Below are 13721 nucleotides of genomic sequence, written 5' to 3' on the forward strand. Positions count from 1 at the left end.
CTGGTGTTGAGCGGTTGGCGGTCACGACCTGTCGTCCTCATAATAGGCGACGATGTCGCGGTGACCCTCGAGGATATTAACGACTTCGAACCGATCTCCATCATATCGAAAGAAGATCACATAGCTTCCGAATGCGAAGCTGCGGATGTCCGGCCGCAGTTCGGGCCGCGCCCGGCCCAGCGTCCCAGGCAGGGCCGCCAGTTTCGCGCACTGCCCGCGTAATTCTTCGGTAAAGCGGCGGCCGATGGCCAGGCTGCCGCTTTCTCGCGTGATGTAATCTAGAATTGCAAGCAGATCCCGCCGAGCCGACGCCAGATAGACGAGGCGCGGCACTCAAAAGCCTTCGTTGGCAAGCGCTGAAGCTTTTGCCGCGATCGCCTCCTCCACTTCGTCGTCGCTGTGGGCACCGCCTTCCGCAATCGACGCATCCAGTGTTGCGCGAAGCGCCTGCAATTTTGCCTCCCGCTCCTCGACGAGCCGCAGGCCTTCACGCACGACTTCGCTTGCCGAACCGTAGCGGCCCTGCTTCACAATGCGGGTGACAAAGCCTTCCCAGCGCTCTCCAATGGAAACGTTCATGGCGATGCCTCCTCTAGGGCGTCAGTATAGCTAATAGCAAGAATGGCGCAATCTTTGTTATTCGCCTGACTTCGCGCGGGCGTGATCAGAAGAGCGCCCCGGCCCTTTCACCGACGGATGCCTTCGGCGACTGCGCGGATCCGGTCGCCGCCATGTCCGCGGGTCGGCGTCCGCCGAAGCCGATCTTCGGCAGCCATTCGAGATAGTAGGCGAAGGCGAATTGCAGCGCGATGCCCGTCGAGATCAGCACCGTGTCGTAGACGAAGCCGCCGGGGCTGACGATCTTCATCACCTGGCAGAGCATCGCCAGCATGGTGCCGGCGATGAAGACGGGCAGCGAATGCCTGCCGAGCACCGCCAGCGGATTGCGGGGGCTCGTCCGCGCCAGGTTCGAGAGGCCGGGCAGCACCGTGATCAGGTAGGCGAGCGAGAGGATGTGCAGAAGTCGGGACAGCGAAAGAAACGTCTTGTCGAAGCCGCCGAGAACTGCGGGCAGCGCCAGCGATGTTTCCGCGCCCCAGAGCGGAAGCCGGACCCAGACCAGAGCGAAGACCAGATAGGCGACGGCCAGCAAGACCAGCCACAGGTTGAAGCGGATCTCGCCGCCACGCCGGACATGCATCGTCGAAGCGACGCCGATTATGAAGAGAAACTGCCAGGACAGCGGATTGAGAAACCAGAGGCCGTCGGCCGGGTAGTTGGCCGGAGCGATCTGCCAGACACCGGCAAGCAGCCATACGAGGCCCGAGACCGTAACCATCAGGCCGAGATTGAGGCTGCCCAGCAGCAGGAAGAACGGCATCATCAGGAGCACGGCCGCATACATGGACAATATGTTGTTGTAGCCGATCTGGTGGCCGAGCGTGGCGATGCCGATCAGCGCCTCCGGCGTGTCCTCGATGATCATCTGGATGTTGATCAGCTTCAGAAGATCGGGCCGGGTGAAATAAAGCGCGGCTGCCGAGAATATGGCCAGTGTCGCCACGGTCGTCATGACATGAGCGACATAGAGCACGCCCGCCCGCTTCCACGCCTTGAGCACAATCACCAGCCTGTTGCCCGGCTGGAATTTCAGCCCGTAGGCCAGGCCGACGGAGACGCCGGAGATCAGGACGAAGGCTTCGGCCGAATCGGAAAAGCCGAAATTCTTGTGGGTGAGGTGCTCGAACAGGGTGCCTGGCACGTGGTTGACGAAGATCGTCAGCAGGGCCAGCGCCCGTAAAACGTCGATGCTGGTGTCCCGCCTGAGTCGGGGACTGACGGTCATCGCGGTCATGACTTCTTCCGTGACGTTCACTCGGTGCCTCGCGGTCCGAGTCGGCGGCGCGGCGAATCCGCCATGCAGAAGCTGTCCGAAAGAGGCGAATTTGTGCGCCTCTCCGTCACAAAATAATTCACCTTCAAAACATTTGGATGACGCCGTCCCAGATCAGCTTGAGCCCGATGATCGCCACCGTGGCGTAAGTGAACGGGTAAAACACTTCCGGCCGCATGCGGCGCACGAGCCATGCGCCGGCAAGCGTCGCGAGCGGCGCCATCGGCATCAGCACGGCCGAAGCCGTCAAGTTGGTCGTGTCGAACTGGCCGAGCGCGAAATAGGGAACCAGCTTGACCGCATTGGTAACCGCGAAAAAGATCGCGCCGGTGCCGGTCAGCACTTTCGGGTCCATCCGCAGCGGCAGCGCATAGACCTGGAAGGGCGGCCCGCCGACATGGGCGACGAAGCTGGTGAAGCCGGCGACGGCGCCCCAGAAGCCCGCGGCGATACGGTTCGGGCTGGCGGCATAGGCGGAGCCGTGCCTGAACTGCTGGTAGACCCAGCGCGCGACGAAAACGATCGCTACCGCACCGACGATGAAGCGCACCATGTCGGCTGTGACCAGCGCCGCCGTCAGCCAGCCAAGGCCGATGCCGGCCAGCGCGCCGGGCAGCATCGTTGTCAGCGTCAGGCGGTCGAACACGCCGCGCCAGGTCCACAGCGAGACCATGTCCATCAGCACCAGTATCGGCAGCAGGATCGCGGCCGCCTGCACCGGCGGCATGACGAGCGCCATCAAGGGCACGCCGACAAAGCCGACCGCGCCGCCGAAGCCGCCCTTCGACAGGCCGACAAGGATGACGGCCGGAATGGCGGCCGCGTAGAACCACGGATCGGTGAGCAGCGCGTTCATGGAAAGGGCCTTTCGCCATCCCGCAATATCGCGACAGCGGCGATTCGGCGAGAGGCGCAAACCCTGTTCAAGCGGCCAGCCTTCGTCTATGCCCAAATCCAACCACGATCCCGCTGCATGGGAACCGACAGAAAGCTCAGCAATGCACGTCACACCGCCCAACCGCTGCCGCATAGTGCTGATCGCTCCGTCCGGCGAAGACGCCGCGGCGTTCGAGCCGCGCTTGCGCGCCGCGATCTCGGGCGGCGACATCGCTTCGATCATCCTGCCGGCCTACGAGCTCGACGAAGCCTCGTTCCAGGCTTTCGCCGAGCGGATCGTGCCGGTTGCGCAGGCGGCCAACATTGCCGCCATCATAGCCGACGATACGCGGATCGCCGGCCGGGTGGGGGCAGACGGGCTGCATCTCGAAACGGGAAGGGCCGCACTCGAGGAGGCGATCGAACGCTTCCAGGACCGGATGACGGTCGGCGCGGGCGGGGCCAAGACGCGCGACGATGCACTGAATCTGGGCGAGGCGCGTCCCGATTACATGTTCTTCGGCCGCTTCGGCTACGACAACAAGCCAGAACCGCACAATCGCAACCTTGCGCTCGGCCATTGGTGGGCCGAGATGATCGAAATCCCCTGCATCCTCATGGCCGGCTCGGACATCGCTTCGGTCGAAACGGTGGCGGAAACGGGATGCGAGTTCGTGGCGCTGTCAAGCGCCGTATTCGGTGATGGCGTCGATCCCGCACAGGCCATTGCGCGCGCCAACGCCATTCTCGACGAGACGGCGCCACGGTTCGAGGAGTAGGTTTTGACTGCATTGAAACCATCCGTCCGAGCATGGCTCACGGCGCTGGCATTGCTTTCAGCGGCGCCCGGCGTCCATGCGGAGGACGCTGCGCCGGCTGATCCCGCACCGGCACAGAAGGCCGCGCCGGAAACGAAATTGCCTGCGGAGACTACCACGGAGCCGCCGCCGAAAGCTCTCACAGCAGAGCCGCCGGCAAAAATCCCCGCCGCTCCGCCACTAGCTAGCCCATTGCCCGCTCCCGCGGAGGCAAAGCCGCTAGGCGTCGATCCCACGCGGTTCGGCGGCCCCCGAACCGCCGACGGCAAGCCCGACCCGGCGCGCTTCGGGGCCAAGCCCGCCGATCCCGCCTATGGCGCGTTCCAGCGCGGGCTCTACAAGACCGCCTACAATCTGGCGCTGGTGCGCGCCGAAAACGGCGACCCGGCCGCGCAGACATTGGTCGCTGAGATACTGTCGCGCGGGCTCGGCATGGCCCGCAACGAGGCCGAGGCCGCCAGATGGTACGCGCGCGCTTCCGAGCAGGGCGTTCCGGAGGCGCAGTTCCAGTATGGGCTGATGCTCCTCGACGGGCGCTTTGTGAAGAGGGACCCGCAGGGCGCCTATGCGCTGATGCAAGCGGCCGCCGAAGCCGGCAACCGTCTGGCGCAATTCAATTTCGCGCAGATGCTGGTCGACCGCGAGGGTGGGGCGAAAGGGCTCGAAAAGGCAGTCTCCTACTACGAGCGCGCGGCCAAGTCCGGTCTTGCCGACGCGCAATACGCAATGGCGCAAATCCATGCCAACGGTGTCGGCGGCAAGGCCAGGGACGAGAAGGAAGCGCGGCGCTGGCTGGTGTTGGCGGCACGGCAGAATTTCGACACCGCCCAACTCGATCTTGGCACCTGGCTGGTCGACGGGCGCGGTGGTGCGCGCAATCTGAAGGAAGGTTTCGGCTGGATGCGGCGGGCGGCGGCGGGCGGCAATGTCGCGGCGCAGAACCGCCTCGCCAAGCTCTACATGAAGGGACTCGGCGTCGAGCCGGATTCCATTGCCGCCGCCGCCTGGTACATCCTCGCCCGGCGCGCGGGGCTTACCGATCCCGAAATGGAGGATTTCTTCAACGGGCTGACCGACGAAGAGCTCAAGAAGGCCCTGGAGCGCGCCAACCGGCTCCGCTGAGGGCCTGCTTCTCCGGCATTTCCTTCGATCCCTTGCCTCTTTTGCCGATTTGTGGTCTTGGAGGCGCCGAAACCGCCAATCGGCGTACAAACCTCCGGAATCGCGAAATATGGCCAAGATTAACGGCAACGAAATCCGTCCCGGCAACGTCATCGAGCATGATGGCGGGCTCTGGGTGGCGGTCAGGACCAACCATGTTAAGCCCGGCAAGGGCGGCGCCTACAACCAGGTCGAATTGAAGAACCTGATCAACGGCACCAAGCTCAACGAGCGCTTCCGTTCGGCCGAGACCGTGGAAAAGATCCGTCTCGAGCAGAAGGATTTTTCCTATCTCTACGAACAGGGCGACGCCCTGGTGTTCATGGACACCGAGAGCTACGAGCAGCTCGAACTGCAGAAGGATTTCGTCGGCGACCGCGCCGCCTTCCTGCAGGACGGCATGATGGTGACGGTCGAACTCTACGACGAACGGCCGATCGGCATCTCGCTGCCCGACCAGGTAACGCTGACCATCACCGAGGCCGACCCGGTCGTGAAGGGCCAGACGGCAGCCTCCTCCTACAAGCCGGCGCTGCTCGAAAACGGCATCCGCGTGCTGGTGCCGCCCTTTATCTCGTCAGGCGAGAAGATCGTCGTCGACACCAACGAGATCACCTACGTCCGCCGCGCGGACTGAAATAAGCGAATAGGGAATAGTGAGTAGCGAATAGAAAATTTTTATACCGCAACCGGCGGCTCCCAACCCGCACTCACTACTCACTACTCACTACTCACTATTCGCTATTCGCTATTCGCTAAGGACTTCCCATGCCCCGTTCAGCGATCCTCAACGTCATGGTCCAGGCCGCCATGAAGGCCGGCCGCTCGCTGGCGCGCGATTTCGGCGAGGTGCAGAACCTGCAGGTGTCGCTGAAGGGGCCGGGCGACTTCGTCAGCCAGGCCGACCACAGGGCCGAAGAGATCCTCCACAACGAACTGTCCCGCGCCCGCCCGGGCTATGCCTTCCTGATGGAGGAGCGCGGAGTGGTTTCGGGCGAGGACGACCAGCACCGCTGGATCGTCGATCCGCTCGACGGCACCACCAATTTCCTGCACGGCCTGCCGATCTTCTCGATCTCGATCGGACTGGAGCGCCAGGGCCAGATCGTCGCCGGCGTCATCTACAATCCGGCCATGGATGAGCTCTACACCGCCGAACGCGGCGGCGGCGCCTTCATGAACGACCGCAGGCTGCGCGTGGCGAGCCGCACCAAGCTCACCGATACCGTCATCGGCACCGGCGTGCCGCACCTCGGCCGCGGCCATCACGGCAACTACCTCATCGAGCTTCGCAACGTCATGGCTGAAGTGTCGGGCGTGCGCCGGCTCGGCTCGGCTGCGCTCGATCTCGCCTATGTCGCGGCGGGCCGCATGGACGGCTTCTGGGAGCATGCACTGTCGCCCTGGGACATGGCGGCGGGCATATTGATGATCCGCGAGGCCGGCGGCTTCGTCAGCGACCCGGCAGGCGGCGCCGGCATGTTGGAGAGCGGCTCCATCGTCGCCGGCAACGAGGCCATCCACCGCGCCCTCCTGAAGACACTCAAGAAGCCGCTCGCGCCGCGCTGAACCGCCGCGCCCCCAAGGCTTGAAAAACGACCCGGCGACCGCTCAAATAAGCTCGATCGAGCAGATGACGAGCGACCCGCAACCACTTCAAGCCGACGTGCCCTACAGGGGGCGCTTCGATTATTCGCGCGCCGAGTTCATCGCCGACGGCATCGTTCACGCGGTGGGCATAGTGCTTGCGATCGCCGCCGGCTCGGCGCTGCTGGCGATGTCGGCCTTTCGCGCCGGTCCGGGCGAATACATCGCCGCGGCATTCTACGTCGTCTCGGTCCTGACGGTGCTGTCGATTTCGCTCGCCTATAATCTCTGGCCGATATCGCCCGCTAAATGGATATTGCGGCGCTTCGACCATGCGGCGATCTATCTCCTGATCGCGGCGACCTACACTCCGTTCCTCACGCAATTGAACGATGCCTGGCTTGCGCGCGGAATGCTCGGCGTCGTCTGGTCCGCCGCCGCCCTCGGCATGGCCGCCAAACTGCTCTTTCCCGGCCGCTTCGATCGCGCCGCCATAGTCTTCTATCTCGCGATCGGCTGGAGCGGCGTCGTGGTCCTGCGGCCGATCCTGGAAATCCTGCCGCCGACGACAATTGCGCTGATCGTCACCGGCGGCATCGTCTATTCCTGCGGCGTGGTGTTCTTCGTGTGGAAAGGCCTGCGATTCCAGAATGCGGTCTGGCACGGCTTCGTCGTCACGGGCGCCGGCCTGCATTTCGCGGCCCTGATCAACACTCTGGTCGTCGACCGCCTCTGATTGCGTCTCAGCCGCGGTTGCGGCCTCACGGCGTCTTTCAATTTCGTCACAATTCCGTTTAGAGTCGCGCTCAGTTTATTGCGGCAGACTCGCGATCAATCTGGTCGCGGCAACGGGATTCGGGCGCGCATGGCATTTTTGCGAAAATTCGGCGGGGGCGAGGCATCTGATAGCAGCGGCTACGACCCCTACCGGCTGTCGAGTCCGCAGGTCTTCCTCCTCTCAATGCTGGTGTTCCTGGCGATCGTCGCCTTCATCGCGGCGATCCTAGCCCGGCAGATTTCCTCGGCTTTCGGCACCAATCCCGGCCTCAACGGGCTGATCCTCGGCGTGCTGGCGGTGGGCATCCTGCTCGCCTTCGTGCAGGTGCTGCGGCTGTTTCGCGAAATCCGCTGGGTCAATTCGTTCCGCGCCGGCTCCGAAGTCGTCGAGCCGGTGCTGCTCGCGCCGATGAAGGCGCTGCTCAGCCGCTCCACCTCCGTGGCGCTGTCGACCAGCTCTATGCGCACGATGCTCGATTCGATCGCCACCAGGCTCGACGAGACCCGCGACATCTCGCGCTACCTGATCGGGCTGCTGGTGTTTCTCGGCCTGCTCGGCACCTTCTGGGGCCTGCTGCAGACGATCGGCTCGATCGGCGACACCATCCAGTCGCTCGATCCCGGCTCGGGCGACGCCGCCGCCGTGCTCGATTCGCTAAAATCCGGCCTTTCCGCGCCGCTCGAAGGCATGGGAACGGCGTTCTCGTCGTCGCTGTTCGGCCTCGCCGGCTCGCTGGTGCTGGGTTTCCTCGACCTCCAGGCTGGCCGGGCGCAGACGCGCTTCTACACCGAGCTGGAAAACTGGCTGTCCTCGGTCACCGACCTTTCGTCCGACGTCATAGTGGCCGACCCGGCCAAGGCCGGTTCCGCCGACGAGATCAAGGCGCTCTCCGAAAGGCTGCGCAGCCTGCAGGAATCCGGCGGCTCCAATCCGCGCATCGCCACCGCCATGGCCAACCTCGCCGACGGCATTTCTGGACTGGTCAAGAACATGCGCTCCGAGCAACAGATCATGCGCGACTGGGTCGAGGCGCAGTGGGAAGAGCAGAAGGCGATGCGCAACACGCTGGAAAAGATCGCCGATGCTCTCAAGAAACGGGAACTGAGTTAGGATGGCTCTAGCCCGCGCAAGGCGCGACCGCCGCGTAGACTACTGGCCGGGCTTCGTCGACGCGCTCTCGACGCTGCTTCTGGCCATCATGTTCCTGCTTTCGGTCTTCGTGCTGGCGCAGTTCCTGCTCAGCCGCGAAATCTCCGGCAAGGACGAGGTGCTCACCCGCCTCAACTCCCAGATCAACGAGCTGACGCAGCTTCTGGCGCTCGAGCAGTCGAACACGCAGGATGCGGAGGATGCGCTCGCCAACCTGCAAGCCTCACTCGCCCAGGCCGAATCCGACCGCACCCGCCTGCAGCAATTACTCGACCGGGGCGCGGGAGCCGGCGCGGAGGCCGAAGAGCGGATAGGCGCGCTGGCAGGCGAACTCGACAGTGAGCGCCAGATCAGCCAGCGGGCGCTGTCGCAGGTCGAACTTCTCAACCAGCAGATCGCGGCGTTGCGCAAGCAGATCGGCGCCCTCGAACAGGCGCTGGACGTGTCGGAGCAGCGCGACCGCGAATCCAACACCAAGATCGCCGATCTCGGCCGCCGGCTGAACGTCGCCCTGGCGCAGCGCGTACAGGAACTGAACCGCTACCGCTCGGACTTCTTCGGCCGGCTGCGCGAAATCCTCTCCGACCGCGAAAACATCCGCATCGTCGGCGACCGCTTTGTGTTCCAGTCGGAAGTGCTGTTTCCGGTCGGTTCGGAGATCATCAACGACGCTGGCCGCGCCGAAATGCAGAAGCTCGCCGGCGCGATCATCGAGTTGCAGAAGGAGATCCCGCCGGAGATCAACTGGGTGCTGCGCGTCGACGGCCATACCGACGACCGGCCGCTGTCGGGTACCGGGCGCTACCGCGACAATTGGGAGCTGTCGTCGGCGCGCGCGACTTCCGTGGTCAAATATTTGATCGACAACGGCGTGCCGGCCAACCGGCTGGTGGCTGCCGGCTTCGGCGAGTTCCAGCCGCTCGACCCCGCCGATACCGCAGAAGCGCGCAGCCGCAACCGCCGCATCGAGCTGAAGCTGACGGAGCGGTGAGCTACCAGCCGGCGAGCAGAGTCCCCAGCGCAAGCACCGCCGGAACCGCTTGCACATAGAGAATCTTCCGGCTGACGGTGGCCGCGCCGAACAGGCCGGCGGCGATCACGCAGGCCAGGAAGAAGACCTTGATCGTGAAACCGGCCTCGCCGAGATAGAGGCCCCAGACCAGCCCGGCGGCGAGGAAGCCGTTGTAGAGGCCCTGATTGGCGGCGAGCACTTTGGAGGCCTTGGCGAATTCCGGCGTCAGCCCGAATGCTCTGTGGCCGGCCGGCGTGTCCCAGGCGATCATCTCCAGATACATGAAATAGAAATGCAGCGCCGCCACCAGCGCGATCAGGACATTGCCAAGCATTTTGCTCCCCCGTCAGGTTTGAGACTCCAGGAGCCACTCAACGCTACGGAAGGGGCGGTAGCAACGAGCAAGGCCCTGCAAAGTGGATAGAATCCACCTCCACTCCGGCTCGTTCACGAAAAGAACTGTTGCGGATCAATGGCATAACAGCCGACGGGAAGAATCTTTGCACCGGATTTGTTCACACATCCTGCCCCTCGCTCATAATCCCACTCGTCCTTCCTGCCGGGAACGCTCCGGAGTCGTTCGAAAGCGGGGAAGGATCGGCGCTTCCGTTCCATGGCCGACGAAGCCATGGGGCCGGAGAGGCCCCGTCCAAGGGTTCCCCTCGGGACACTACGGTCCCGGCGGGCTGGAGGAGCACACAGGACCCGAAAGCCGAAAGGTTTTAAGGGCGCAGCGGAACGGACGGGGACAGAAATCGGCGGCGGGGCGCGGAAGTCGCGCCACGTATTTTAGTTTCGGAAGGCTCGGCCAAGCGCCCCGCTTCCCGGACCACCCCTTCGACCTCACCCTGAGCCCTGAGTTCATCGAAGGGTCGAAGGGCTCTCGCAATAGCCAGGGCGGAAACGCAGCGTGGCAAGGGAGAGGTGCGTCCTTCGACAGGCTCAGGATGAGGACCGTATGTGTTCGGCTAAACCTTCAAGATTGACGGTCAGCGCCCACCTCCCTCATCCTGAGCCTGTCGAAGGACGCACTTAGTGCCAGACTTGCCATCGCCCTTCCCTTGCTGTTCCTTCGCTCCCGTCCCAACAGTCGGAAATCACCATGTCCTTCGAAAAAATCGACCAGCTTTGCCGCAAGCTCGAAGCGCTGGAGCATTCGCTCGCCATCCTCGGCGCCGACGAGGCGACGCATATGGCCGTCGGCGGCGGCGAGAAGCGGGCGGAGGCGATGTCGGCGCTGGCCGGCATGCACCACGCCCGGGCGACAGCGCCCGAAATCGCCGACTGGATCGATACGGCCCAACAGGAGGCGCTCAACGAGGATCAGCGGGCCGCGCTCCACGAATTCCGCCGCCAATACACCAACATGACCTGCCTGCCGACCGAGTTCGTCGAGCGCCAGACCACGGCGCGGCTGCGCTCCGAGCAGCTTTGGCGCGACCTCCGGCCGAAGAACGACTGGCTGAGCTTCCTGCCGGCGCTGGACGGCATTGTCGCGCTGGTGCGCGAGGAGGCGGAGCTTCGCGCCGCGGCAACCGGCCTCGACCGCTACGATGCGCTGATGGAGCAGTACGATCCCGGCCACCGCGCCATCGACATCGCGCCGGTTTTCTCCGAGCTGAAGACTTTCCTGAAAGGCTTCGTGCCGGAAGCGCTGGCGGTGCAGGAGGAGCGGCTGGCAAAAAATCCGCTGCGGCCGCTGTCCGGCGTCTATCCGATCGACAAGCAGCGCGAACTCGGCCTTGCCATGATGGCGGCGGTCGGCTTCGACTTCACCCATGGCAGCCTGTCCGTGTCGCACCATCCGTTCTGCGGCGGCGTGCCGACCGACGTGCGCATCACCACGCGTTACAAGACCAGCGATTTCCTCTCTGCGCTGATGGGCGTGCTGCATGAGACCGGCCATGCCATGTACGAGCAGAACCTGCCCAAGCCATGGTCGCACTGGCCGCTCGGCAAGGCGCGCGGCATGGCGATGCACGAGAGCCAAAGCCTGTTCGTCGAAAAGCAGCTCGGCCGCAACCCGGCCTTCTGGGAGTGGGCGCTGCCGCTGATCGAGCAGTACCTCGGCGAAAAGTGGAGCAAGGACGAGATACTGGCTCACGTGCATTGGGTAGAGCGCGGGCTGATCCGCGTCGACGCCGACGAAGTCACTTATCCGCTGCACGTCATCCTGCGGTTCGAACTTGAGCAGGAACTGGTCAGCGGACGTCTGAAAGCCGCCGACGTGCCGGAAGCCTGGGACGCCAAGATGCGCGACTATCTCGGCCTCTCCACCATCGACACGCCTCAGGACGGGCCGATGCAGGACGTGCACTGGCCAAGCGGCGCCTTCGGCTACTTCCCGTCCTACACGCTGGGTGCGATGATGGCGGCGCAGCAATGGGCGGCGCTGGAGAAGCTGCATCCGTCAGTCGACGACGAGATCGCCAAGGGAAAATTCGACACGGTCACCACCTGGCGGCGCGACAAGATCTGGTCCCAGGGCTCGCGCTGGTCGACGCCGGAGCTGATGGAGCGCGCCACCGGCGAAAAGCTCAACGCGGCGCATTTCACCGCGCATCTGAAGAAGCGCTACGGGGCATGAATTTCGCCCGTCGCTAGGGACCGGCCGGACGTGTGCGTGTCATCTGCCAGCGCACCTCGCCGAATTCGGAAGCCTTGAAGGCGAGCACGATCTGGCGGCTGCGTCGCGGGCCGCCGAGACCGGCGAAGAAGATCGACTCCTCGACCTGCGGCGCGATCTCGTTGCAGGTGAACGTCCAGCGGTCGGAGCGCGGGGCGGCGAGCACGAAGTGACCCTGTCCGTCTCGAAAGAACTCGATGTCCGGGTGAATATGGAACCGGACCGCCACCAGGTCGCGGCCATTGTCGCGCACCGGTGCGCCGCCGGCACGCAGAAAGCGGTCGACGCCGCTCAGCACATCGCCCTGGCCGGACAGAGAAAGCTCGCGTTCGTGATAGATGCCGAAAGCCGGCACATAGCCGTCATGGCTGGCGACAAATCCCTGAATGCCCTTTGAATCCATGCGCTCGCAGGGTACATGGCGCGGCCCGCCTATCAGCGGCGAGCCGAGCAGGCCGAAGCGGGGCGAGTGGGTGAAGCGCGCCGAGGAGGTGTCGTTGACGGAGGCGGTCGAATGCGCCGCAGTGGCGCGCGCCAGCGGCCGAAAATCCTCCGCGCCATAGGTGTCGACCCCGGCATTGACGATGAAATTGTGCCGGCCGGACGACATCTCGAAGGACAGGTAGCCGGCATGGGCGGTGCCGGATACGTCGATGGGCGGCGGCAGGCCGGTATCGGCGATGACCGTGGTCTCGCCCATCGAGAGCCGCTCGTAACCCGAATGCGGCGCATGCAGCAGCGGTGCACCGACCGTGTCGTCATGGCGCAGTATTGCCGCGATGCGGTCCTGGATGGTCGCGCCCATGCCGTTGAAGCGGGCGATGCTGCCGTCTTGATGGCGAAAGAAGCGCAGCGCCGGCAACATGCGCTCGACCGCGCCGATCAGCGCGGCAGGAGGCTGCTCGGCTTGGTTAGCATAGGTCTGGCGCAGCGGCAGCAGGTCCGACAAAAGCTCCAGTACGACGATCGGATTGCGCGAGATATGGCCGCCATCCGGGAGGATCTGGCGTTCGAGTTCTTCCGCGAGGTTGCGCGTGGCGCTGCGCAGGGTCGAAGTCGAGGCGGGCAGCGACAGCGCGGCGAAGGCGAGCGCTATGCGGGTGCGCAGCCGCGCCTTGCCGTCGGGCAATTCACGCGCCATCGACCTGAGATAGCGGATCTGCAGCGCCAGCGATTTCAGGAAGGTGCGGTAGAATGGCAGCTCCGCGCCCTGCAGCACCACGGAGGAATGCTGGAGCCAAGCGATGATGCGCTTGGCAGTCGTCGCCGGTTCCCAGGCGACACCGGAGATGCGGCCGCCATGCATGGCGATCCAGTCGGAAACCAGCGCGCGGGCGTTGGCGGCGGCAAGCTCGGTTCCGGCGGCGCGCATGTGGCGCAGCCAGCGAAAGCCGTGCAGGGATTTCTGCCAGCCGCGGTTGGCCACCTCGATCTGGAAGGGGGAGCGGCCGGCCGTCTCGACCATGTGGCCGGAAAGCGGGAAGTGGCCATAGTAGATTTCGAGCGCGATCTGCGGGTCGGCGAGGCGCAGATCGGGCGGCGCGATCAGCACACGTTCGGGCGTGCGGCCGGTGTACCGCCAGCGATAGACCGGCCCGGCGCGCAGGCGGCGGCGGGCCCTGCGCCAATACTCCCTGGCAACGAGCGCCCAGAGACGCGTCGTATTGCCTGCAGCCACTGCCAAAAAGTCACCCTCCGGACGCCCCCGTCCGAAAAGAGTCTAGATGATTCACGCTGTTGCGCGAAGGCGAAATTGCCCCGTCAGGCGGAATGTCCCCGTAGAACGGCTGCTCCAGGGCGTCGCGCCTCCAAGCTTGCGG

General features: G+C 64.6%; 14 protein-coding genes. 8 read left to right on the plus strand and 6 right to left on the minus strand.

Annotated elements, in window-relative coordinates; genetic code table 11:
• Nucleotides 1-21: 21 nt before the first annotated feature.
• The 4 genes from MAXJ12_RS04765 to MAXJ12_RS04780 all read right to left on the minus strand — a co-directional run bounded on the left by MAXJ12_RS04765 (nucleotide 22) and on the right by MAXJ12_RS04780 (nucleotide 2750).
• A complete protein-coding gene (locus tag MAXJ12_RS04765) occupies nucleotides 22-333 on the minus strand; it encodes a type II toxin-antitoxin system RelE/ParE family toxin (RefSeq protein ID WP_008834641.1) in 312 nt (103 codons plus the stop codon).
• A complete protein-coding gene (locus tag MAXJ12_RS04770) occupies nucleotides 334-579 on the minus strand; it encodes a type II toxin-antitoxin system ParD family antitoxin (RefSeq protein ID WP_008834642.1) in 246 nt (81 codons plus the stop codon). It lies immediately after the preceding gene.
• Nucleotides 580-664: 85 nt separating this feature from the next.
• On the minus strand, nucleotides 665-1855 hold the full coding sequence (locus MAXJ12_RS04775; RefSeq protein ID WP_008834643.1) for an OpgC family protein: 1191 nt from the start codon (nucleotides 1853-1855) through the stop codon (nucleotides 665-667).
• 124 nt (nucleotides 1856-1979) lie between these two features.
• Nucleotides 1980-2750: a sulfite exporter TauE/SafE family protein gene (locus MAXJ12_RS04780; protein ID WP_040584891.1), complete on the minus strand. Its 771-nt coding sequence runs from the start codon at nucleotides 2748-2750 to the stop codon at nucleotides 1980-1982.
• 142 nt (nucleotides 2751-2892) lie between these two features.
• Here MAXJ12_RS04780 and MAXJ12_RS04785 point away from each other — a divergent pair, with 142 nt between their 5' ends.
• The 7 genes from MAXJ12_RS04785 (at nucleotide 2893) to MAXJ12_RS04815 (ending at nucleotide 9254) form a co-directional block, all read left to right on the plus strand.
• Nucleotides 2893-3549, plus strand: a complete 657-nt coding sequence (locus tag MAXJ12_RS04785) for a thiamine phosphate synthase (protein WP_040584893.1) — start codon at nucleotides 2893-2895, stop codon at nucleotides 3547-3549.
• Nucleotides 3550-3561: 12 nt separating this feature from the next.
• Nucleotides 3562-4710 carry an SEL1-like repeat protein gene (locus tag MAXJ12_RS04790; RefSeq protein WP_008834646.1) on the plus strand — a complete coding sequence of 383 codons (1149 nt, stop codon included), beginning with the start codon at nucleotides 3562-3564 and terminating at the stop codon, nucleotides 4708-4710.
• Between the two features lie 109 nt (nucleotides 4711-4819).
• Nucleotides 4820-5386, plus strand: coding sequence for an elongation factor P (gene efp, locus MAXJ12_RS04795; RefSeq protein WP_008834647.1), 567 nt, complete (start codon nucleotides 4820-4822; stop codon nucleotides 5384-5386).
• Between the two features lie 131 nt (nucleotides 5387-5517).
• Nucleotides 5518-6318 (plus strand): inositol monophosphatase family protein, encoded by an 801-nt coding sequence (locus tag MAXJ12_RS04800; RefSeq protein WP_008834648.1) that lies wholly within the window; start codon nucleotides 5518-5520, stop codon nucleotides 6316-6318.
• 64 nt (nucleotides 6319-6382) lie between these two features.
• Nucleotides 6383-7072 (plus strand): PAQR family membrane homeostasis protein TrhA, encoded by a 690-nt coding sequence (gene trhA, locus MAXJ12_RS04805; RefSeq protein ID WP_008834649.1) that lies wholly within the window; start codon nucleotides 6383-6385, stop codon nucleotides 7070-7072.
• Between the two features lie 129 nt (nucleotides 7073-7201).
• Nucleotides 7202-8224 carry a MotA/TolQ/ExbB proton channel family protein gene (locus MAXJ12_RS04810; protein WP_008834650.1) on the plus strand — a complete coding sequence of 341 codons (1023 nt, stop codon included), beginning with the start codon at nucleotides 7202-7204 and terminating at the stop codon, nucleotides 8222-8224.
• A gap of 1 nt (nucleotide 8225) precedes the next feature.
• A complete protein-coding gene (locus tag MAXJ12_RS04815) occupies nucleotides 8226-9254 on the plus strand; it encodes a peptidoglycan -binding protein (protein WP_008834651.1) in 1029 nt (342 codons plus the stop codon).
• Between the two features lies 1 nt (nucleotide 9255).
• On the opposite strand, the gene MAXJ12_RS04820 is transcribed toward MAXJ12_RS04815, so the two are convergent.
• Nucleotides 9256-9609 carry a DUF1304 domain-containing protein gene (locus MAXJ12_RS04820; RefSeq protein ID WP_008834652.1) on the minus strand — a complete coding sequence of 118 codons (354 nt, stop codon included), beginning with the start codon at nucleotides 9607-9609 and terminating at the stop codon, nucleotides 9256-9258.
• Between the two features lie 768 nt (nucleotides 9610-10377).
• Here MAXJ12_RS04820 and MAXJ12_RS04825 point away from each other — a divergent pair.
• Nucleotides 10378-11862 (plus strand): carboxypeptidase M32, encoded by a 1485-nt coding sequence (locus MAXJ12_RS04825; protein ID WP_008834653.1) that lies wholly within the window; start codon nucleotides 10378-10380, stop codon nucleotides 11860-11862.
• A gap of 13 nt (nucleotides 11863-11875) precedes the next feature.
• Here the strand turns inward: MAXJ12_RS04825 and MAXJ12_RS04830 are convergent, their stop codons facing one another.
• Nucleotides 11876-13585, minus strand: a complete 1710-nt coding sequence (locus MAXJ12_RS04830; protein ID WP_008834654.1) for a heparinase II/III family protein — start codon at nucleotides 13583-13585, stop codon at nucleotides 11876-11878.
• Nucleotides 13586-13721 lie beyond the last annotated feature (136 nt).

This window comes from Mesorhizobium alhagi CCNWXJ12-2 (assembly GCF_000236565.1).
GTDB classification, from domain to species: domain Bacteria; phylum Pseudomonadota; class Alphaproteobacteria; order Rhizobiales; family Rhizobiaceae; genus Allomesorhizobium; species Allomesorhizobium alhagi.

What these genes read in the sequence shown, in the direction of transcription:
- trhA (WP_008834649.1), top strand. Translation starts at nt 6,383, where the DNA reads ATGACGAGCGACCCGCAACCACTTCAAGCCGACGTGCCCTACAGGGGG.
- MAXJ12_RS04815 (WP_008834651.1), top strand. Translation starts at nt 8,226, where the DNA reads ATGGCTCTAGCCCGCGCAAGGCGCGACCGCCGCGTAGACTACTGGCCG.
- MAXJ12_RS04780 (WP_040584891.1), bottom strand. Translation starts at nt 2,750, where the DNA reads ATGAACGCGCTGCTCACCGATCCGTGGTTCTACGCGGCCGCCATTCCG.
- MAXJ12_RS04820 (WP_008834652.1), bottom strand. Translation starts at nt 9,609, where the DNA reads ATGCTTGGCAATGTCCTGATCGCGCTGGTGGCGGCGCTGCATTTCTAT.
- MAXJ12_RS04825 (WP_008834653.1), top strand. Translation starts at nt 10,378, where the DNA reads ATGTCCTTCGAAAAAATCGACCAGCTTTGCCGCAAGCTCGAAGCGCTG.
- MAXJ12_RS04785 (WP_040584893.1), top strand. Translation starts at nt 2,893, where the DNA reads ATGCACGTCACACCGCCCAACCGCTGCCGCATAGTGCTGATCGCTCCG.
- MAXJ12_RS04810 (WP_008834650.1), top strand. Translation starts at nt 7,202, where the DNA reads ATGGCATTTTTGCGAAAATTCGGCGGGGGCGAGGCATCTGATAGCAGC.
- MAXJ12_RS04770 (WP_008834642.1), bottom strand. Translation starts at nt 579, where the DNA reads ATGAACGTTTCCATTGGAGAGCGCTGGGAAGGCTTTGTCACCCGCATT.
- MAXJ12_RS04775 (WP_008834643.1), bottom strand. Translation starts at nt 1,855, where the DNA reads ATGACCGCGATGACCGTCAGTCCCCGACTCAGGCGGGACACCAGCATC.
- efp (WP_008834647.1), top strand. Translation starts at nt 4,820, where the DNA reads ATGGCCAAGATTAACGGCAACGAAATCCGTCCCGGCAACGTCATCGAG.
- MAXJ12_RS04800 (WP_008834648.1), top strand. Translation starts at nt 5,518, where the DNA reads ATGCCCCGTTCAGCGATCCTCAACGTCATGGTCCAGGCCGCCATGAAG.